The organism is Streptomyces sp. ATexAB-D23 (genome assembly GCF_000373645.1).
GTDB lineage: Bacteria > Actinomycetota > Actinomycetes > Streptomycetales > Streptomycetaceae > Streptomyces > Streptomyces castrisilvae.
In genome coordinates, this window is record NZ_KB892035.1 from 97,422 (window position 1) to 116,000 (window position 18,579).

Genomic DNA, 18,579 nt, shown 5'->3' on the forward strand with positions numbered 1-18,579 from the left:
CCCCGCACAACCAGGTCAGCCGTGTTTGACCAGGTCGTTGACGGCCTGGGTGTCTTTGTAGAAGGCGTTCGCGCCGTGGATCCTGCCCTCACGCACCGTGTAGTGCTCCACAACCTCCATCGGCAGCCGACGCCCGCTCTTCCGGGAGACGAATACGAGGTTGAGCCGCAGCTCCACCACCTCGCCGGCTTCGACGACGGCGTAGTCCCGCACGATCATTTCTGCCGAAGTGTTGATCGTGGCTTCCAGTCGTGCGAACCCGTCGGGTCCTCGCCACTGCCCTGACCAGGGCAGGGTCTCGGCCTCCTGCCAGACCGCCTCCTCGTCGACCATCTCCAGAGCCCCACTCAGGTCACCGGCTTGCAAGCGGGTCACGAACTTCTCCAGCGTCGCCACATCGTTGGTGCCGGCTGAGGTGCCGGCGGGGAAGTAGTGGCCGTTGTCCAGATCCGCGAGCAGGCCGGGTTGAGCGGGTTCCCAGCCGAGGGTCCGGCGGGTGATGAGGTTGGACACCGGGTAGTCCCGCGTGACGATGTTCGCGAGGAACCCGAAGTATCCCGGCACCATCAGTTCGTCCGAGGGAATGCTCACCGCGGGCAGGCCCAGGCGGCTGCCGATGGCCTCGGCGAGCTCGCGGAACGGGATGCCCCCATCCTCAACCGCGTGCCAATACGTGCCGGCCGGCCCCTTCTCCAGCGCCAAGCGGAACAACGAGGCGACATCGCGGACGTGCACGGCGTTCCACAGGTTCGCGCCGTCTCCAGGGTAGCCGGCGAAGCCCTTCTCCTTGGCGAGCGCGATCAGCATGGGGAGGAAGCCGGCATCGGTCGTGCTGTGCATGATGTTGGCAATCCGCACGACCGACGAGCGCACTCCCTGTTCGGCGAGGCCGATCACGGCGGCCTCCACGACATTGCGAACCCGGAGGATGCCCTTGTGCTCATCACCGACGGAAAGGGCCGGGTCCTCCTCGGTGGCGGGCCGGTCCAGCTTCCCGGGCGACCCTATGCTCCCCGCCGCGACGAGCGGCTTTCCGGTTTCCGCGAGTGCCTCGCCGTACGCGAGCATGATCGGGAGCTCCGCGGCGGCCACGGCGTCCATCCCGCCGGACGCAAGCAGGTCCTGCCGGTGCGCGACGTGGATGACGCCGTCGGAATCCGCGGCCGCCTCCTTGAGCCTGTCGAGATCCTCAAGACCGCCGCGGCGCACCTTGGCGCCGAGCGCGGACAGCGCCGCTGCGGCCGTGTCCGACCGGGCCAGGCCGGTGACCTCGTGCCCGGCGGCGACGAGCTCGGGGATGATGTACGAACCGGAATGGCCGGTCCCGCCAGTGACGAAAACACGCACTGCTGCTCCATGTGAGGGTAGGTGGGGGGCTGTTTGTCGCGTGCTCCAGGCCGACCGACGTGTGTGACGCGAGACGTGGTGGTGCGGCCGTGCTCAGTCGGGAAGGCCGATGCCGAGGGAGAAGTCGAAATTCCCCACGCCATGGCGGGCCAGGCTGATCATCAGCAGGCCCGTTCCTTCCAGCCAGCGCGCCACCTCCAGGCCGCCGGTATCCAACGGGCGCAGCCCGAGGCTCTCGATGAAGGCCGACACGCTCGCCTTGGCCCGCGCGTCATCGCCGGCGAAGAGCACGTCCAGCGGGCCGCCCTGGGCCAGGACGTGGCCGAAGACGGTATTGAACGCCTTCACGACGTGCGCGCTCGCCGGGACGGCCTTGGCGATCTCCTGCGCGCCGGAAGTGCCGTCAGGGACGGCCAGCCCGGTGGCGTCGGCGTTGGAGGTGTTGGAGACGTCGATGACGACCTTGCCGGCCAGCGCGTCCCCGTACTGGGCGACGACCGGCACGGCGCCGGCATACGGCACCGCGAGGACGACGAGGTCGCCGGCCGGAGTGGTGCCGAATGTCCCGGCCGTGGCACCGCCACCGAGCGCGGCGGCCAGGTCCTTGGCCTTGACCGCGTCGCGGCCGATGACCTCGACGATGTTGCCGCCCTCGATCGCGCGGGCACCTATGGCGCGGGCCACGCCCCCCAGGCCGATGATGCTGATGCTGCTCATGGTGTGCTGCCTTCCGAAGAGTTGGACAGGGCGCCGCGCCGACCCGTTGTCATCAACGGTTGTGTGGTCGAGGCCGTCGGATGACGAACCTGGGGCAGCGCTCGATTCCCGAGACTGTCACCGGCCCGAACGGCTGTCCAAGACCTGTTTCAGCGGCTGCGATACCCTGAAGGCATCGCCGGATCGGGAGGCACCATGGATCTGGACCTGCGCAAGTTGCGCTACTTCGTCGCCGTCGCCGACAAGCTCCACTTCGGCCGCGCCGCCGATGAGCTGCACATCGCACAGCCAGTACTCAGCCGGCAGATCCGCGCGCTGGAGAAGGATCTCGGCACCCTGCTGCTGACAAGGGACAGCCACGGCGTGTCGCTGACCGACGCCGGCAGGCAGCTGTTGACCGACGCCGGCCCGCTGCTGGCCTCCGCGCACGCGGCCCGCCGCCGGGTGACCGTGGCCGCGCGGGGCAGCCGGCGGATAACGGTCGGCTTCCGGGCAGGCATTGCGGTCGCCCCGGCGGTACAAGTGTTCGCCACCCAGCACCCGGACGTTCTGGTGGACGTGCAACGGATCGACTGGGACGACCAGGCCCCGATGCTGCTCGACGGTCGCATCGACCTTGGCTATGTGCGGCTGCCCATCGACGAGGCCGGTCTGCGCGTCGCCCCGCTCTACACCGAGCCACGGGTGGCGGTGCTGCCCGTCGGCCACCGGTTGGCCGGCAAGGACGAGGTCACCGAGGCCGATCTGGCTGGTGAGCCGCTGGTCTGGCATGCCGACACGAGCACGCAGCCCACCAGGCACCCGCACCCCAACGCCGGCTACCTGGCGCGCGGGGTGGACGAAACTCTCGAGCATGTCGCGGCCGGCCGGGGCATCTCGTTCCTGGCCCGTTCGGCGACCGTGTTCTACTCGCATCCGGACGTCATCTATGTGCCCGTCCCGGATCTGGCGCCCGACCAGGTGTGCCTCGCGGTGCCGACATCCCGCATCTCGCCGGTGGTCGACGACTTCTTCACCGCGGCTCAGGCGGCGGCCGAAGTCACCGCAGAATGCGGGAACTATGAAATGTGGCGGCGTGGAGGCGAAGCCGCTGCAAAGCACGGTTGAGCAGTTCGACTGACAACAGCACCGCCGGCAGAGGGCACGCGGCCACAGGTGCACCGACGATGTGCACATCAGTTGCCGGGCCGAGCGGAGCCCGCCGATGCGGCGGTCCGGTGCAACGTGTCCGCGAGGAGCAGCGCGTCGTCGGCGTCCAGGTAGTCGAAGCGGACTCGGTTGCCGCCGTGCCGGCCTCGGCAATGTCCGCAGGTGGGCACCGACTCGACAAGCAGCACCTGGCCGGTCGCGGAAATCACCCGCTCCAGTTCCCGGGCGAACCGCTCGTGGTCGTGCCAGTCCCCGAGGTCGAGGTCGCGCAGGACCGACTCGTCACCGCCAAGACTGCGATAGAGCAGCGCGCCCGCGTCCATATCGAACATGCCGATGTCGATGAGGGACCGGATCCCCATGGTCTGAATGTCGGGACGCCGCTCGACGCCGATGTGCGCCAGCGCGCGGTGCAGCTGCAATGCCGCGTTCTGCACCTCGGTCAGACGCGCTTCGATCAGCCTCCCGAGGGCCCGGACTTCCCTCTCCGAGGGCAGGGTGAGAAGCAGCTCGTGGCCGGGGCACGGCAGGGGCTGTTCGAGGCGTGCCACGTCGGCGGTAATGCCTTCGGCGAGCAAGTGGGCCCGCACGTCTCCGTGCGTCCACGGGTGGGCGGCCGAGGAAACCAACCTCAGGCGCCAGCCACCCGGCGCGAGGCCTTCCTCCAGCTCGAAGTCGAGACCGGCGTACTCCAGTACGGGCTTCAGCGCGCTGGCCGGGGCCACCGCAGTCGTCAGCGATTGTGTCATCGGGTAGTCCTCGTGAGGTAGGTCGAACACCTGCTTGCGTGTGCGGTGGCAAGCCGCTCGATGGCGTACCGCGCGGGCGGAAGACGGTGTCCGCAGCTCGTTGGCACAGTCGCCCAGCCAGTGGGTCGACACACTCAGAGATCCTTGATGCCGACGAGGACGCGACCGATCAAATTCGCGTCGGCCCGTGCGTCCTTGGGCGCCCGGAGGCCATTCGATGCGGGCCGACCCGGGGACGTCGCCGAAGCGTCGCGGCCCTCATTCGGCCCCGTGGCAGCGAGCGCGACCTCGGCCCACACCACTTTGCCCGGCGCGTCACGAGCCGGGTAGTACCCCCAGGCTCTGCTCATCGCCGCCACGATGAAGACTCCTCGCCCGCCCGTCGCATCGACACCGACCTCCTTCAGAACGGGCGGCCTCGCATCGCGGTCCCACACCGACAACCTGACGGCGCCGGACACGACTTCCAGCAACAGCTCGAAGGTCTGCACGCTGCTCTGCGACAAGAACGGCGGCGGCTCCTCGCCGTCCTCCGAGTGCCGCACGGCATTGGTCGCCAGTTCCGACACCAGGAGCTGCGCCGTCTCGACGGCGTCGGCAGACACTCCCCAGCCCGAAAGAACATCGGCAGTGTGCAGCCGCGCCAGAGCCACGGCGTTGGGCGTATCCGCCAACGCGAGCCGGCTTTTCCGGGGCGGTTCGTGGGGCATGGCAAGCCTCCTGAGTCGAGCGATGAACTCGTGGAACAACTGCGTGTGGTCTCAGGACCCGCTCCACTCCCAGCAGCCCTTCAGGGCGGAACGAGCCGTTACCAGTCGCTCGCAATGAGTGACCGACATCCAGTTAACTCCTTTCCGCCAAGGGCTGGTTAGGGCGTTCACGTGCTCACCCAGCAGGCTCACCTAGGGCGTTTTGACCTGGCCTTTACCTGGTGGGCCTAGAGCCCGGCGACTACCGTGCCCGCATGGACGCGATCCGCAACACCGTCCTTGAGACGTGGATGACCGAGCATGGATACAGCTCCAACAGCCTTGCTGATGCCGTGAACAGCGCTGTCGAAGAGCTGACGGGACGCCCGGGCGGGCTCGACGGGTCATCGGTCAGGGGGTGGAAGGCAGGCCGAGTTGCTTGGCCGAAGTCAGCAACCCGTACCGCGCTTGAGACGGTGACCGGATTACCCGCTGTCGCCCTGGGGTTCGTGCCACGGACCCGGCCTTCGCCCATCCCGGCGTCATCGCAGCTGGAGGAGCCCGACATGAAGCGCCGCACCCTCGTCGGCGGCATCGCAGCGGCGATCACTGCGACTTCAGCCCCAGGGGCCGCGTCACCGCGCCGAATCGGCATGAGCGACGTCAACCGGCTGAACAAGCGCTTCGCCGAGATCATCGCCAACGACCACCGCCACGGCGGGCAACCCCGCATCGAGGAACAGGCCACCGCGCTCGCCGACGAGGCACTCAACCTCCAGAACGCGGGCAGTGCCACGCAGCGAGTACGCAACAGTCTTTACGCCTCCGGAGCCGCATTCCGTTCGTCCGCGATGTGGGCGGCCATCGACGGCCGGCGCTACGAGGCCGCGAAGGCGCACATGCGCGAGGCGCAGGCCCTCGCGGAGATGTCGGGTGACCAGGCGATCAAGTTCCGCATCTGGAGTCACGCGGGCACCATGTACCGCCACATGGGCCGCCCCGCCGACGCAATCGCTGCCAACGATGTCGCACGGAACCTGCACCTGACCCGCCGTGACCCGCTCTTCGCTTGCCTGGGGCATGCCCGCCACGCCGCCACCCTCGGCATCACTGGTGACGCAACAGCCGTAAAGCACGCCCTCGGCTGCGCCCAAGAAGCGTTCGAACGCGCTGATCCGGATCTCGCTCGCCCGGCCTGGATGGCCGGCGTCCGCAACGGCGCAGAACTCGAGACCCTTGCGCTGTCGGCGTACCTCCGCCTCGGAATCTACGAGCAGGCCGAGTCACACGCCCACCGAAGCCTGGCCCTGCTTCCCCCTCAAATTCGGCGTGACCGCGCCATCAACACCGCCCGGCTCGCACAGGCCCAACTTGGCCAGGGCGCGCCTGACGCCGCTCCAGCCACCGCAATGAGGGTGCCCGCGGACGCAGCTACCCAGCACGCCCGGGTCGCAGGCATGCTTCGGGAGTTCGGGACCGCGTTACGTACCTCCGTACCGGGCAGTTCTGCCGTGGGTGCCTGGAATGAGCACACCGCCTCCTGGAGAATGACCGCATGAGCGTGCGGCCTGCTGCCAGCCGCGCCGGCCCACCACTATGGGCACCGTGGGCGACGACCTCCAAGGCGTGTACGCCGAGGTTCACATCCCGCTTGCTCACCTGCCCACGGCTATTCCCGGCAGTCCGCCCCACACGACCACGCCGAAGAAGCGGCACTGGCCGAACTGCCGCCCCAGGCCCCCCGTCTCACAACCGCCACGATCTACAGCTCCCTCGAACCCTGCGCAAAACGTGCCTCCCGCCCCCACCCGTGTGCACAACTCATCACGGAGTCCGGCTTGCGACGCGTAGTCACGGCATGGACCGAGCCGGACACCTTCGTCCCCGGCTCAAACGGAACGAAGAGGCTCGAAGCCGCCGGCGTCGTAGTCGTGACGATGCCCGGGTACGCGGCAGCTGCACAGTCCCCCAATCAGCATCTGCTATGACGATCAGCCACGACAGCGCCCCTACTCTGCGCAGCGTTTCTCATGGACCCTGCTGTCAACTGCCGCAGTGCAGGTGATCGGAAGCAGTTGCCCCGCAGCCGCCGGTCTGTCGACGGAGCTGAGGGAGTGAACATGAATCACGTCCGCGCGACTTGTCCGGCGAGCAGCAGACCCCGACTCACCTACGCCTACATCCAGGCCGAGTTGGACGGATGCCACGACAACCGCTCTCCTAAAGCGGGTGTCGCAGATTCGAATGCTGCCGAGCCAAAGCCGAAGGAGCACCTATGGAGCTCCATGGGTGCTCCTTCGGCGGGGGGCCGAGGGGCCCCCGGAGTCACGCCCCCACGAACGGCCTGATCGCCGTAGGTGCGTGGCCCGCCTCCGTCGCCACGTCCTCGAACTCGTTGACCGACGCGATGTCCGAGCCGCTCATCGCGATGTTCGTGACGCGTTCCAGGATCGCTTCGACCACCACCGGGACGCGGAACTCCGCCGCCAGCTTCTTGGCCTCCTCGAAGGCCGGGAGGAGGGCGTCCGGGTCCGTGACGCGGATCGCCTTGCAGCCCAGGCCCTCGACCACCTTGACGTGGTCCACGCCGTAGGCGCCCAGTTCCGGGGAGTTGAGGTTCTCGAACTCCAGGTTGACCTGGAAGTCGATGTCGAAGTTGCGCTGGGCCTGGCGGATCAGGCCCAGGTAGGAGTTGTTGACCAGGACGTGGACGTACGGGATGCGGTGCTGGGCGCCCACCGCCAGCTCCTCCAGCATGAACTGGAAGTCGTAGTCGCCCGAGAGTGCGACGACCGAGCCCTCGGGGTCGGCGGTCGCGACGCCGAGCGCGGCCGGGATGGTCCAGCCGAGGGGGCCGGCCTGGCCGCAGTTGATCCAGTGGCGCGGGCGGTAGACGTGGAGCATCTGCGCGCCCGCGATCTGGGAGAGGCCGATCGTCGTGACGTACCGGGTCTCGGGGCCGAAGGCGCGGTTCATCTCCTCGTAGACGCGCTGGGGCTTCAGGGGGACGTTGTCGAAGTGCGTGCGGCGTTGCAGGGTCGCGCGGCGCTCCTGCGTGGACGCCGCCCACGCCGAGCGGCCCTTCAAACGCCCCGCCGCCTTCAGGTCGCGGGCGACCTCGACGAACAGTTCCAGGGCCGCCTTCGCGTCGGAGGCGATGCCGAGGTCCGGGGCGAAGATCTTGCCGATCTGGGTGGGCTCGATGTCGACGTGGACGAAGGTGCGGCCGGCGGTGTAGACGTCGAGCTTGCCGGTGTGGCGGTTGGCCCAGCGGTTGCCGATGCCGAGGACGAAGTCGGACTCCAGGAAGTTCGCGTTGCCGTAGCGGTGCGAGGTCTGGAGGCCGACCATGCCGGCGTTCAGCTCGTGGTCGTCGGGGATGATGCCCCAGCCCATGAGGGTGGGGACGACGGGGACGCCGGTCAGTTCGGCGAACTCGACGAGGAGTTCGGAGGCGTCGGCGTTGATGATGCCGCCGCCGGCGACGAGCAGCGGGCGCTCCGAGGCGTTGAGCATCTCCAGAGCGCGTTCGATCTGACGGCGGCTCGCGGCGGGCTTGTGCACCGGCAGCGGCTCGTACAGGTCGGGGTCGAACTCGATCTCGGTGAGCTGCACGTCGATCGGCAGGTCGATGAGGACCGGGCCGGGGCGGCCCGTGCGCATCAGGTGGAACGCCTGCTGGAAGACGCCGGGGACCTGCGCGGCCTCCAGGACGGTGGTGGCGGCCTTGGTGACCGGGGCGGCGATCGAGGCGATGTCGACGGCCTGGAAGTCCTCCTTGTGGAGGACGGCGGTCGGGGCCTGGCCGGTGATGCACAGGATCGGGATCGAGTCCGCGATGGCGGAGTACAGGCCGGTGATCATGTCGGTTCCGGCCGGTCCCGACGTACCGATGCAGACGCCGATGTTGCCCGGACGGGCCCGGGTGTAGCCCTCCGCCATGTGGGAGGCGCCCTCGACGTGGCGGGCGAGCGTGTGGTGGACCCCGCCGGCCGCCTTGAGGGCCGCGTAGAAGGGGTTGATCGCGGCGCCCGGCACACCGAACGCGTTGCTGACGCCTTCGCGCTTGAGGATCTCGACTGCCGCGCGGGCAGCGGTCATACGAGGCATTGAGTGCTCCTGCTCGTCCCTGGGTGGAGTCGGGCTCTGTCGCGCCACCTGAGAGCACCAATTCCGTATTACGGAAAGTTGATTCTGTTATGTGGAAGTCAATTTAAGCCGCGTCCGGACTGCCGTCAAGAGAGGCGGGCCGGGGGCGGACGGCAGCGCCGACCGTGGCCGGAAGTGCCGCAAGTGGCTCCCCCGGAGGTCACCCGTGAGGGAGCATGGGGGTACGGAGCGGAGCCGGCCCGGAACACGGGCCCGGCCGCATCCGCGCGGTCCGGAAGGAGCCCAGGGTGGAGTCAGCGCCGGTACGGTGCCCGGCCTGCCGCCGCGAACACGCGTACGTGACGCCCGTCTACCCGTGCCCGTGCGGGGCGCCGACGGCCCCTCCGCTGCTGCGCGGCGCCCCCGCCACCCCGATCACCCACCGCACCTGGAACGACGACTGGGTCACCGTGCGCTGCCGGAGCTGCGGGCGGCACGACCAGTGGCCGCAGCCGGAGCTGTGCTGCCCATGCGGGGCGGTGCTGCGGGTGCCGGTGCGGCCCGTGGCGTCCGCCGGACACGAGGCAGGGACCCCGGGCCGGCCGGTGCGGCCCGCGCACATACCGCTGCCGCGCACGGCGGCGGCTCCCCGGCCGGCGTTCCGGCCGCTGACGATCCGTACCGCGCGCGACGCGGTCGGCGCGGCGGCGCTCTATCTGACCTGGCTGGGCTTTCGTGAGGTGACGCAGCCGGTGACGCGCCCCGCGTCCCGGATCGACCTGCGGGCGCAGGGGCTGATCGCCCAGGTCGACTCCACCACCCGGCCGACCTCCTTGCGCGACGTCGAGTGCTTATGGCTCAACGCGCTCAACAGCTCGGTCTCCGGGGTCCTCTTCTCGCTCGCCGGATACGCGCCGGACGCCCGGGAGCGCGCGGACGGGCTCCGCATCCCGCTGTTCGTCCTGGATCTCACGGGGACCCCACAGCCGGTGAACGGCGCGGCGGACGAACTCGTCAGCACCGGCGCCTGATCGCACACCCGTACGTTTTCGGACGCGCGGCGGCCACCACGTGCCGTACCTCACAGAAACCGCCCGGCCACCGTGCGTGTGATCCGTCACGTTCTGGCCAACGGCGGCCGAACCGCGGTTCGTTGTCAGTGGCGGGCCCTAAAGTGGGGCGCATGGTCTTAACTCCACGGACTTCCTCGACCGCGCCCGCGTACGCCCCCGCGCCTTCGACCCGTTCGGCGCAGCTCGCCGCCCTGGAGGCCAACGAGGCGATACGGGCGCTCGTGGACGCCCGCGCGGGCCAGGACTGGTCCCCCGTGGAGTCCGCCGCGTACGAGGTTCTGCTCATCGAGTGGGCCGCCGCGACGCGGGGCGCCGCAGGCGACGTCATCGAAGCCGCCTGACACGCCCCGCCCGGCGCGCTACCTCCGGTAGTTCTCCCGCAGTTCGATCTTGCGGACCTTGCCGCTGACCGTCATCGGGAAGGCGTCCAGGATCTGGAGCAGGCGCGGCACCTTGTAGTGCGCCAGCTGCCCGTCGCAGAACGCCCGCACCTCGCCCAGCGCCGGAGGATCCGCCGGGTCGGCGGGGATGACGCAGGCCAGGATCTCCTCGCCGTAGTGCTCGTCCGGCACGCCCACCACCTGCACATCGGCGATCTTGGGGTGGCGGTAGAGGAATTCCTCGATCTCGCGCGGATAGACGTTCTCGCCGCCCCGGATGATCACGTCCTTGATGCGGCCGACGATCTGTACGTAGCCGTCCTCGCGCATCACCGCGAGGTCCCCGGTGTGCATCCAGCGTCCCGCGTCGATCGCCTCCGCGGTCCGGTCGGGCTGGTCCCAGTAGCCGAGCATCACGCTGTAGCCCCGGGTGCACAGCTCGCCCGACATCCCGCGCTCCAGGGTCACCCCGGTCGCCGGGTCGACCACCTTCACCTCGATGTGCGGCATCACGCGGCCGACCGTGCCGGTGCGGCGCTCCAGGTCGTCGTCGCGGCGCGTCTGGGTGGAGACCGGCGAGGTCTCCGTCATGCCGTAGCAGATGGACACCTCGTCCATGTGCATCTCGGCCACGACCCGCTTCATCACCTCGACCGGGCACGGCGACCCGGCCATGATCCCGGTGCGCAGCGAGGACAGGTCGTACGAGGCGAAGTCCGGCAGGTTCAGCTCCGCGATGAACATCGTGGGCACCCCGTACAGCGAGGTGCAGCGCTCCTGCTGGACGGCGCGGAGCACGGCTGCGGGTTCGAACGCGGGGCCGGGGATCACGATGCAGGCGCCGTGCGAGGTGATGCCGAGGTTGCCCATCACCATGCCGAAGCAGTGGTAGAAGGGCACCGGCAGACAGACCCGGTCCTGCTCGGTGTAGGCGACCAGCTCGCCCACGAAGTAGCCGTTGTTGAGGATGTTGTGGTGGGAGAGGGTCGCGCCCTTGGGGAAGCCGGTGGTGCCGGAGGTGTACTGGATGTTGATCGGGTCGTCGCAGGACAGCTCCGCCTCGCGGGCGGCCAGCTGACCGGGCGTCACCTCATCAGCGGTGGCGACGAGTTCGTCCCAGGAGGTGTCTCCGATGTAGTGCACGGCCCGCAGGCCGGGGCACTGCGCGCGGACCTCGTCCACCAGGGCCCGGTAGTCGCTGGTGCGGTGGGCGAGGGAAGCGACCAGGAGCGAGATCCCGGCCTGCTTCAGCACGAACTCCAGTTCGTGCGCCCGGTACGCGGGGTTGATGTTGACCATGACCGCGCCGATACGGGCCGTGGCGTACTGGACGAGCACCCACTCGGGGCAGTTGACCGCCCAGATGCCGACCCGGTCCCCCTTGGCCACGCCCGACGCCATCAGCGCCCGTGCCAGCTCGTCCACGGCCGCCCCGAACCCGGCGTACGTCCAGCGCCGCCCGGACGGTACGTCGACCAGTGCCTCGCGCTCCGGGAAGGCCGCGACCGCCCGGTCCAGGTTGCGGCCGATGGTGTCGCCGAGCAGGGCGGTGGTGCCCGTGCCGTGCGCGTACGAAAGCTCCGTCATGTCAGGTCCCCCTCGGCGTACTCGGTTCCGGTGCCCTGGGCGGTGCGCTCGCGCAGCTCGATGCGGCGGATCTTGCCGGACACGGTCTTGGGCAGATCGGCGAACTCCAGCCGCCGGACGCGTTTGTACGGGGCGAGGACCGACCGGGAGTGGGCGAACAGCACCTTGGCGGTCTCGGGCCCGGGTTCCCAGCCGGCGGCGAGCACCACGTACGCCTTCGGGACGGAGAGGCGCACCTCGTCGGGGGCCGGGACGACCGCGGCCTCGGCGACCGCCTCGTGCTCCAGCAGGGCGCTCTCCAGCTCGAACGGGGAGATCTTGTAGTCGGAGGCCTTGAAGACGTCGTCGGCGCGGCCCACGTAGGTGATGTAGCCGTCCTCGTCGCGGGAACCGATGTCGCCGGTGCGGTAGTACCCGCCGGCCATCGCCTCTGCCGTGCGCTCGGGGTCGCCGTGGTAGCCGGTCATCAGGCCCACCGGGTGGGCCGACAGGTCGAGGGAGATCTCGCCCTCGACCGCGCCGGGCTCGCCGCTCACCGGGTCGAGCAGGACCACCTTGAACCCCGGGCTCGGCCGCCCCATCGAGCCCGCCTTGAGGACCTGCCCCGGGCTGTTGGCGACCTGCACGGCGGTCTCCGTCTGGCCGAAGCCGTCGCGGATGGTGACGCCCCAGGCGCGCCGGACCGCCTCGATGACCTCGGGGTTCAGCGGTTCCCCCGCCGCGACGACCTCGCGCGGCGGGGTCTTCAGCTGGGACAGGTCGGCCTGGATGAGCATGCGCCAGACGGTCGGCGGGGCGCAGAAGCTGGTGATGCCGGAGCGGTCCATCTCGGCCATCAGCCGGCCCGCGTCGAAGCGGGTGTAGTTGAAGATGAAGACGGTCGCCTCGGCGCTCCAGGGGGCGAAGAGGTTGGACCAGGCGTGCTTGGCCCAGCCCGGCGATGAGATGTTGAGGTGGACGTCGCCGGGCTTGAGCCCGATCCAGTACATCGTCGCCAGGTGGCCCACCGGGTAGGACACGTGGGTGTGCTCGACGAGCTTGGGGCTGGCGGTCGTCCCGGACGTGAAGTACAGCATCAGCGGTTCGTCGGCGTCGGTCTCGCGGTCCGGCGCGAACGTACGCGGCGCCTCGTCGGCGCCCGTGTAGGAGAGCCAGCCCTCGGTCTCCTCGCCGACGCAGATACGGGTGTAGCCGCCGGGCACCTCGTCGAACTTGGCGGTGTCGGCGTCCCGGACCAGCACGTGCCGGACCCGGCCGCGCTCCACCCGGTCGCGCAGGTCCACGGGGCCGAGGAGCGGGGTCGCCGGGATGACGACGGCCCGGATCTTCATCGCGGCGAGCGCGGTCTCCCACAGCTCCGTCTGGTTGCCGAGCATGACGAGGATGCGGTCGCCCTCGCGCACCCCCTGGGCGCGCAGCCAGTTCGCGGCCTGGTTGGAGCGGGCGGACATCTCGGCGAACGACACCTCGGTGCGCCGGCCGTCCTCCTCCACGATGTGCAGGGCGGTGCGGTCGTTGTCCCGGGCGACCACGTCGAACCAGTCGAGCGCCCAGTTGAAGTGGTCGTCGCGGGGCCAGCTGAAGCCCTGGTAGGCCGCGGTGTAGTCCTCGCGGTGCCGGAGCAGGAAGTCCCGGGCGGCCCGAAACGTCTCCGTCGCACTCGTTTCCGGCATGTGCCCTCCTCGTTGCCGACCCGACCGGTCCCTTCGGTCCTCACATGATGTAAACAGTGACCCAGGTCTCACCACCCCCGAACGGGGGTGTCGCGGGGCCGCCGTACACCGGGGGCCGAACAGAGAGGCGTCAGCGTGCCGGAATCCGTGTATGCGTTCGAGATGCAAGCGGCGCTGCTGCGGCTGCGCCGGACGAGCGGGCTGCCGGTGGCATTCGGCGGGCTGCTCTCCGACACCCGGCACACCAGGATCGCCGAGGTGAACGGGGCGCAGACGACGGCGCTGCGCGGGCTCGTGATCTCCTCGGGCAGTGGTCTCGGCGGCAAGTCGATGGCGCTGTCCCGGCCGTGCGCGGTGACCGACTACCGCTCGTCGCGCCACATCAGCCACGAGTACGACACGGCGGTCGCGGCGGAGGGCCTGCGCTCGGTGGTCGCCGTCCCGGTCGTCGTGCGGCGCGAGGTGCGCGGTGTGCTGTACGGGGCGCTGCGTGAGCCGCTGGTGCTCGGGGACCGCACGTTCGACGCGGCGGTGGCGGCGGCCCGTGACGTGGAGCAGGCGCTCGCGGTCCGGGACGAGGCGCGGCAGCTGCTGGCCGCGACCCGGCCGGACCCGGTCACCGAACCCGGCGCGGCGCCTGCGGCCTGGGAGGACGTCCGGGAGGCGCACCGCGAGCTGCGCGCCCTGATGCCGAAGGTCACCGACCCGGCGCTGCGCGACGAGCTGCTCGCGGTGTGCGGGCGGCTCGCGGCGGCGACCGGCACCCCGGCACCGGGGGCTCGGGAGGTGCAGCTCGCCCCCCGCGAGATCGATGTGCTGGCATGTGTCGCGGCGGGCGCCACCAACGCGGCGGCGGCGGAGCGGCTGGGGCTGCGCCCGGAGACGGTGAAGGGCTATCTGCGTTCCGCGATGCGCCGGCTCGGGGCGCACACCCGCCTTGAGGCGGTCGTCGCGGCCCGGCGCGCGGGGCTGCTGCCTTGAGGGCTGTCCCGTAGGCCGTGTCCGCGGAGTCCCACCCGGGCCCACGACGCCTGGACGGCGCTGTCGCCGGTCCGGCGGACGGGCGGTGCCGGGCCCGGTTCGGTGGCGAGGGGCGAAGACCCGTGGGCGGCCGGCGCCTCGCCCCGGTCAGCGGCCGAGGTCCACGAACCGGGCGAACCGGATGTCGTGGCCGGTGCCGTCGGCGGTGGCCGGGACCATCACGGAGAGCAGGGCGGCCGCCTCGTCCGTCAGGGCGTCGCGTTCGGCGGCGCTGAGCGGGCGCAGTTCCTGCACGGTGAGCACGGCGGGTGCGTCGCGCGGGGTCTTCTCCAGCCGCCAGAGCGCGGCGAAGAAGCCGTCCACCAGCACGCTTCCGTAGGTCTGGTTGCCCACCCCGTTGAGCCCCCTGAGGTGGAGCGGGATGATCCGGGTGCGGTCGGCGTGGCCGAGCAGGACGTTGTCGAACTCGGGGAGGAAGCGGGGCGGGGCGGGGGTGTCCTCGGCGGGGCGCGGGGCGTCGGGCAGGTCGAAGAGTTCGACACCGTTCTCGTCGCGGAAGGTGACCAGCCGGGGCCGCAGCCGTTCGAAGACCTCGCCCAGCCGGGTCAGCCCCGCCCAGGACTGCATGTCCTTCACCGACGCCGGGCCGAAGGCGCCGAGGTAGCGCAGCACGGCGGTGTCGGGGGCGGGTGCCGGCAGGGTCGTCCGGCCGAGCCAGTGCTCGGCGGTGGTCAGCGCGACGCCGCCGCTGTGGCCCCAGACACCGCGCGGGGTGACCTGGACCAGGGGCAGCAGACAGCGGGCGGCGGTGCTCAGCGCACGCGGATCCGCTTCGGGCCACTCGGTGAGCAGCCTTTCCCTGATCTGCTTCGGGGTGCGGGGCTGTTCCTCCACGTACGCCCGGCTCAGCTCGGCGAGGCGGTCCAGGTCCACGCCCGTGAGGCCCTTCCGGAAGACCCCGAGCTCCCGGTCTCGGGCCGGCTGCACCAGGGGGCGCAGGGTCAGCGCGTCCTCCGCGGTGTGGGTGTGGATGGTGGAGCGCAGGGTGACGATGCGGACGACCTCGCGCGACTCCATCAGCGCGGCCAGCTCGGCCGGCCTGAACCCCTTCAGCCGCGCCAGGAGCTGGTAGTACGGCGGCCTGGTGTTCTGGGCCTGGAGGCCGACGAGGTGGCCGACGGCGTCCTTCGCGCTCATCGCGGTCCGGCGCAGCAGCAGCTGGCGTTCCAGGGTCGCCCGGCCGAGCGCCCTGGGCGTGAGGACGGGTGCGGTGCCTGCGGAGGTCTTCGTGTGCGCGGCCATGGACGGCACGCTACGCGGCCATCAGGTCCGGTTCGTTCCTAATGGGGCCCGCCCGGCGGAGGCCGCCATGCCGTGGTCCGGAGGAAGCCGGGATCGGGCCGGGGCGACCCGCATGATGGTCCGGTGATCGCCGTCCTGTTCGCCATTCTGACCGCCTTCAGCAACGGTTCCGCCTCCGTCCTCCAGCGCCGCGCCGCCCTCGAAGTCCCGCACACCGACGCCGTGGGGGTGTCGCTGATCGGCCACCTGCTGCGCCAGAAGGTGTGGCTCGCGGGGATCGGCCTGGTCATCGTCGCCGCCGTCTGCCAGGCCGTGGCGCTGGCCACGGGCCCGATCTCGGTGGTCCAGCCGATCTTCGTGATCGAGCTTCCGGCGACGCTCCTCCTGGCCGGCTTCATGATGCGGGCGCCGCTGCCCCGGCCGGTCTGGCTCGGGGTGGCGGCCGTGACGCTGGGGCTGGCCCTCGGCATGGCTTCGGCCGCGCCGGGCGGCGGCAGCAGCGCGGTGCACGGGGCCGCGTGGGTGCCGGCGCTGATCCTGACGGGCCTGGTCGAGACGCTGCTGATCGCGGGCGGGCTGGCCACCCGGGGCAATGTCCGGGCGGCCCTGCTGGCCACGGCCGCCGCCTGCGCCTACGCGCTCACCGCCGCGCTGATGAAGGACGCCATGGCCCGGCTCGACGGCGGGGGCGGTGCCGGGGCGCTGTTCACCTCCTGGCAGCTTTACGCCACCGCGGCGGCGGGCGTCGGGGCCCTCTTCCTCCTGCAGAACGCGCTCCAGGCGGGCACGCTCGTCGCCGTGCAGCCGTGTCTGACCCTGGGCGACGCGCTGATCAGTGTCCTGTACGGGGTGACCCTGTTCGGCGAGGACCTGCGCACCGGCTGGTGGGTGCTCCCTGAGCTGCTGGCTCTCGGGCTGATCGCTGCGGGGTGCGTGGAGCTGGCGCGTTCCCCGCTCGCCTCGGGAAACGCGACGGCCCCGGCCCGCGCGCGCCGGGTCGACTGACCGGGCGCCCGCGGGCCGGGGCTGCGGTGCGCGTGGCCCCCGCCACGCGTTACTTGCTGATCGCGAAACGCATCAGGGCGTGCTCGTCGCCCTGCTTGATCTTGCCCGTCTCGTTGATCACCTGGAGCTTCCAGCCGGCCCCGACGCGCATGGCCTTCGCCACCGCGCAGCCGTTGTCGGTGGTGAGCAGGCTCGGCCAGATGTCGGCGACCTGCTGGCTGCTGCCGCCCGTGGCGTCGTACACCTTGATGCTGACGTTGCGCGCGTTCTGGAAGGAGCTGCCCTTCTTGTACGCGGCGGCGATGAAGACGATCGCGGTGACGTTCGGCGGCACCTTGGCGAAGTCGACGGTGACCGTCTCGTCGTCGCCGTCGCCCTTCCCGGTCTGGTTGTCACCGCTGTGGATCAGCGAGCCGTTGCCCAGCGGGTCCAGGGAGTCCAGGCCGGCCAGCCGGACCGGGTCCGCGCCCTGCATCGCGATGGCGATGAGGTCGAGGTCCGTGCCCTTCTTCTGCCGCAGCTTCCCCATCAGCCCGCCACTGCTGCCGACGGTGGGGTCCCAGGAGACGCCGATGGACAGGTGGGTGACTCCGTCCAGGTCCGCCGGGCCGTCTTCCTTGTTCAACGTGATCATTGGTGATCCTCTTCGTGGCGAGATTCCTACAGGGTGAGTCTGCCTGGTGTCCTCCCGGAGCCGCCCACCAGGGGCAAAATTTCGACCAAGTGTTGGACGTGCGGGGCCGGATTGTCCTGCGTCGGCACGATGTACGTACACGTGTCCTCGTGGTAGGACGCGGTCCGCGCGTGGACGCGCCGGGGCGCGGCCGCTCGGTGCCGAGCTGCCGCGCCCCGGGGCGGTGATGGAGTTCTCAGCCGTTCCAGGCGGCCTGTTCGCGTACCACCAGGGGTGTTCCGAGGCGCTGATGGCCTCCGCTGGCGAGCATGCGCACCTCCCCGTGGTCGCTGATCTCGGCGCGGACGATGCCTGTCTCGTCCTCGTAGACGGGGTGCCCGCCCGCTCCGCTCTGTGCCGTGCGCCGGACGGTCACCGTGTCGTCCTCGACGGCCGACGACTGGAACACGAGCTGGTAGCTCTCGGGATAATCCATGACGCGCTCTCCAGACGACCTCTCCTGGCCTCTCGTGGCCGGCCCTTCCTGCGGGCGCCCGACGGGTACCCCCGGCTCGGCCTGCACTGTCCATGGTTGCGCACACTTCACCCGATTGCAGGCGCACCGCCGCGCCCTGCGGGGCCGGGCGCCTGCTGCCTATGCTGAAGGGGAGCCCCGCCACGGGAAGGGAAGCGCCATGGATGATGCCGACCGGGGCGACGACGTCTATCAGCCCCAGCCCCAACCGCAGGCCGGTGACCCCGTCGAACAGCTGGACACGGAGGACACCCTCGCCGACCCGGATCTGGACGACGTGCTCGACCGGGGCTATTCGCCGCCCGAGCGGCCGTGGGCGGCGCAGGATCTGCTGACGACCCCGGCCGAGCAGCGGCGGGGCGAACCGCTGGAGGAGCGGCTGTCGCGCGAGCTGCCCGAGGGGAGCGCCCCGGACGGGGACGGTGTGGGCGATGTCGTGGACGGGGACGGTGAGCCCTGGGACGGTGAGGTCGGCACCGCGCGCGCCGGACGGCTCACCCGTGACCTCGATGTGAACGAGCCGGACAGCATGGCCGGCGAGGACGTCGGGATCGACGGCGCGGCGGCCTCCGCCGAGGAGGCGGCCATGCACGTCATCGCGGACGGCCCCGACGGGACGTAGCGTCCGAGCACCCGCTTACCCCGGAGGTAATCGACGGTCCCCACACCGTCGGACATCGTGTTCCTCAC

The 18,579-nt window shown here is 70.5% G+C and carries 17 protein-coding genes and 2 pseudogenes; 8 read left to right on the top strand and 11 right to left on the bottom strand.

All coding sequences use genetic code 11. From position 1 onward, the window contains the following. Positions 1–15: 15 nt before the first annotated feature. The 3 genes and pseudogenes from B082_RS40055 to B082_RS0125605 all read right to left on the bottom strand — a co-directional run bounded on the left by B082_RS40055 (position 16) and on the right by B082_RS0125605 (position 2,064). Positions 16–396 (bottom strand): nuclear transport factor 2 family protein, encoded by a 381-nt coding sequence (locus tag B082_RS40055; RefSeq protein WP_267885850.1) that lies wholly within the window; start codon positions 394–396, stop codon positions 16–18. Between the two features lie 24 nt (positions 397–420). Continuing rightward, a pseudogene (locus B082_RS36700) lies at positions 421–1,347 on the bottom strand (SDR family oxidoreductase); the annotation flags it as partial. A 93-nt stretch (positions 1,348–1,440) separates the two neighbouring features. Continuing rightward, on the bottom strand, positions 1,441–2,064 hold the full coding sequence (locus B082_RS0125605; protein WP_018554646.1) for an NADPH-dependent F420 reductase: 624 nt from the start codon (positions 2,062–2,064) through the stop codon (positions 1,441–1,443). Positions 2,065–2,259: 195 nt separating this feature from the next. On the opposite strand from B082_RS0125605, the gene B082_RS0125610 reads away from it, so the two are divergent. Further along, the gene (locus B082_RS0125610; RefSeq protein ID WP_018554647.1) at positions 2,260–3,171 is read left to right on the top strand and encodes a LysR family transcriptional regulator; all 912 of its coding nucleotides are present in this window, start codon (positions 2,260–2,262) and stop codon (positions 3,169–3,171) included. Positions 3,172–3,239: 68 nt separating this feature from the next. Here the strand turns inward: B082_RS0125610 and B082_RS0125615 are convergent, their stop codons facing one another. Both B082_RS0125615 and B082_RS0125620 read right to left on the bottom strand, forming a co-directional pair. Further along, the gene (locus B082_RS0125615; RefSeq protein ID WP_018554648.1) at positions 3,240–3,962 is read right to left on the bottom strand and encodes a hypothetical protein; all 723 of its coding nucleotides are present in this window, start codon (positions 3,960–3,962) and stop codon (positions 3,240–3,242) included. A 134-nt stretch (positions 3,963–4,096) separates the two neighbouring features. Next, positions 4,097–4,672, bottom strand: coding sequence for an ATP-binding protein (locus B082_RS0125620; protein WP_018554649.1), 576 nt, complete (start codon positions 4,670–4,672; stop codon positions 4,097–4,099). 254 nt (positions 4,673–4,926) lie between these two features. On the opposite strand from B082_RS0125620, the gene B082_RS0125625 reads away from it, so the two are divergent. Both B082_RS0125625 and B082_RS38265 read left to right on the top strand, forming a co-directional pair. Further along, on the top strand, positions 4,927–6,210 hold the full coding sequence (locus B082_RS0125625; RefSeq protein WP_106435536.1) for a hypothetical protein: 1,284 nt from the start codon (positions 4,927–4,929) through the stop codon (positions 6,208–6,210). 102 nt (positions 6,211–6,312) lie between these two features. Next, positions 6,313–6,639, top strand: a pseudogene (locus tag B082_RS38265) (5-amino-6-(5-phosphoribosylamino)uracil reductase); the annotation flags it as partial. A gap of 337 nt (positions 6,640–6,976) precedes the next feature. On the opposite strand, the gene gcl reads toward B082_RS38265, so the two are convergent. Further along, the gene (gene gcl, locus B082_RS0125630) at positions 6,977–8,752 is read right to left on the bottom strand and encodes a glyoxylate carboligase (RefSeq protein WP_018554651.1); all 1,776 of its coding nucleotides are present in this window, start codon (positions 8,750–8,752) and stop codon (positions 6,977–6,979) included. 296 nt (positions 8,753–9,048) lie between these two features. Here gcl and B082_RS0125635 point away from each other — a divergent pair, with 296 nt between their 5' ends. Further along, positions 9,049–9,771 carry a hypothetical protein gene (locus B082_RS0125635; RefSeq protein WP_018554652.1) on the top strand — a complete coding sequence of 241 codons (723 nt, stop codon included), beginning with the start codon at positions 9,049–9,051 and terminating at the stop codon, positions 9,769–9,771. Positions 9,772–9,923: 152 nt separating this feature from the next. Then, complete coding sequence (locus B082_RS0125640) at positions 9,924–10,154, top strand: hypothetical protein (RefSeq protein ID WP_026250198.1); 231 nt, start codon at positions 9,924–9,926, stop codon at positions 10,152–10,154. Between the two features lie 18 nt (positions 10,155–10,172). Here the strand turns inward: B082_RS0125640 and B082_RS0125645 are convergent, their stop codons facing one another. Both B082_RS0125645 and B082_RS0125650 read right to left on the bottom strand, forming a co-directional pair. After that, positions 10,173–11,780 (bottom strand): AMP-binding protein, encoded by a 1,608-nt coding sequence (locus tag B082_RS0125645; protein ID WP_018554654.1) that lies wholly within the window; start codon positions 11,778–11,780, stop codon positions 10,173–10,175. Then, the gene (locus B082_RS0125650; RefSeq protein ID WP_018554655.1) at positions 11,777–13,453 is read right to left on the bottom strand and encodes an AMP-binding protein; all 1,677 of its coding nucleotides are present in this window, start codon (positions 13,451–13,453) and stop codon (positions 11,777–11,779) included. Before B082_RS0125650 ends, B082_RS0125645 begins: the two co-directional genes overlap by 4 nt. Before the next feature lie 135 nt (positions 13,454–13,588). On the opposite strand from B082_RS0125650, the gene B082_RS0125655 reads away from it, so the two are divergent. Next, positions 13,589–14,434 (top strand): helix-turn-helix transcriptional regulator, encoded by an 846-nt coding sequence (locus tag B082_RS0125655; protein ID WP_026250199.1) that lies wholly within the window; start codon positions 13,589–13,591, stop codon positions 14,432–14,434. Between the two features lie 147 nt (positions 14,435–14,581). Here the strand turns inward: B082_RS0125655 and B082_RS0125660 are convergent, their stop codons facing one another. After that, positions 14,582–15,736 (bottom strand): winged helix DNA-binding domain-containing protein, encoded by a 1,155-nt coding sequence (locus tag B082_RS0125660; protein ID WP_018554657.1) that lies wholly within the window; start codon positions 15,734–15,736, stop codon positions 14,582–14,584. Between the two features lie 123 nt (positions 15,737–15,859). Here B082_RS0125660 and B082_RS0125665 point away from each other — a divergent pair, with 123 nt between their 5' ends. Continuing rightward, entirely contained in the window at positions 15,860–16,741 is an 882-nt protein-coding gene (locus B082_RS0125665) for a DMT family transporter (protein ID WP_018554658.1), read from the top strand. Between the two features lie 49 nt (positions 16,742–16,790). Here B082_RS0125665 and B082_RS0125670 read toward each other — a convergent pair whose 3' ends face one another. Further along, positions 16,791–17,375 (bottom strand): TerD family protein, encoded by a 585-nt coding sequence (locus B082_RS0125670; protein ID WP_018554659.1) that lies wholly within the window; start codon positions 17,373–17,375, stop codon positions 16,791–16,793. A 235-nt stretch (positions 17,376–17,610) separates the two neighbouring features. Then, positions 17,611–17,850: a DUF6296 family protein gene (locus tag B082_RS0125675; protein WP_018554660.1), complete on the bottom strand. Its 240-nt coding sequence runs from the start codon at positions 17,848–17,850 to the stop codon at positions 17,611–17,613. A gap of 199 nt (positions 17,851–18,049) precedes the next feature. On the opposite strand from B082_RS0125675, the gene B082_RS0125680 reads away from it, so the two are divergent. Then, positions 18,050–18,511, top strand: a complete 462-nt coding sequence (locus B082_RS0125680) for a DUF5709 domain-containing protein (RefSeq protein WP_018554661.1) — start codon at positions 18,050–18,052, stop codon at positions 18,509–18,511. Positions 18,512–18,579: the final 68 nt, after the last annotated feature.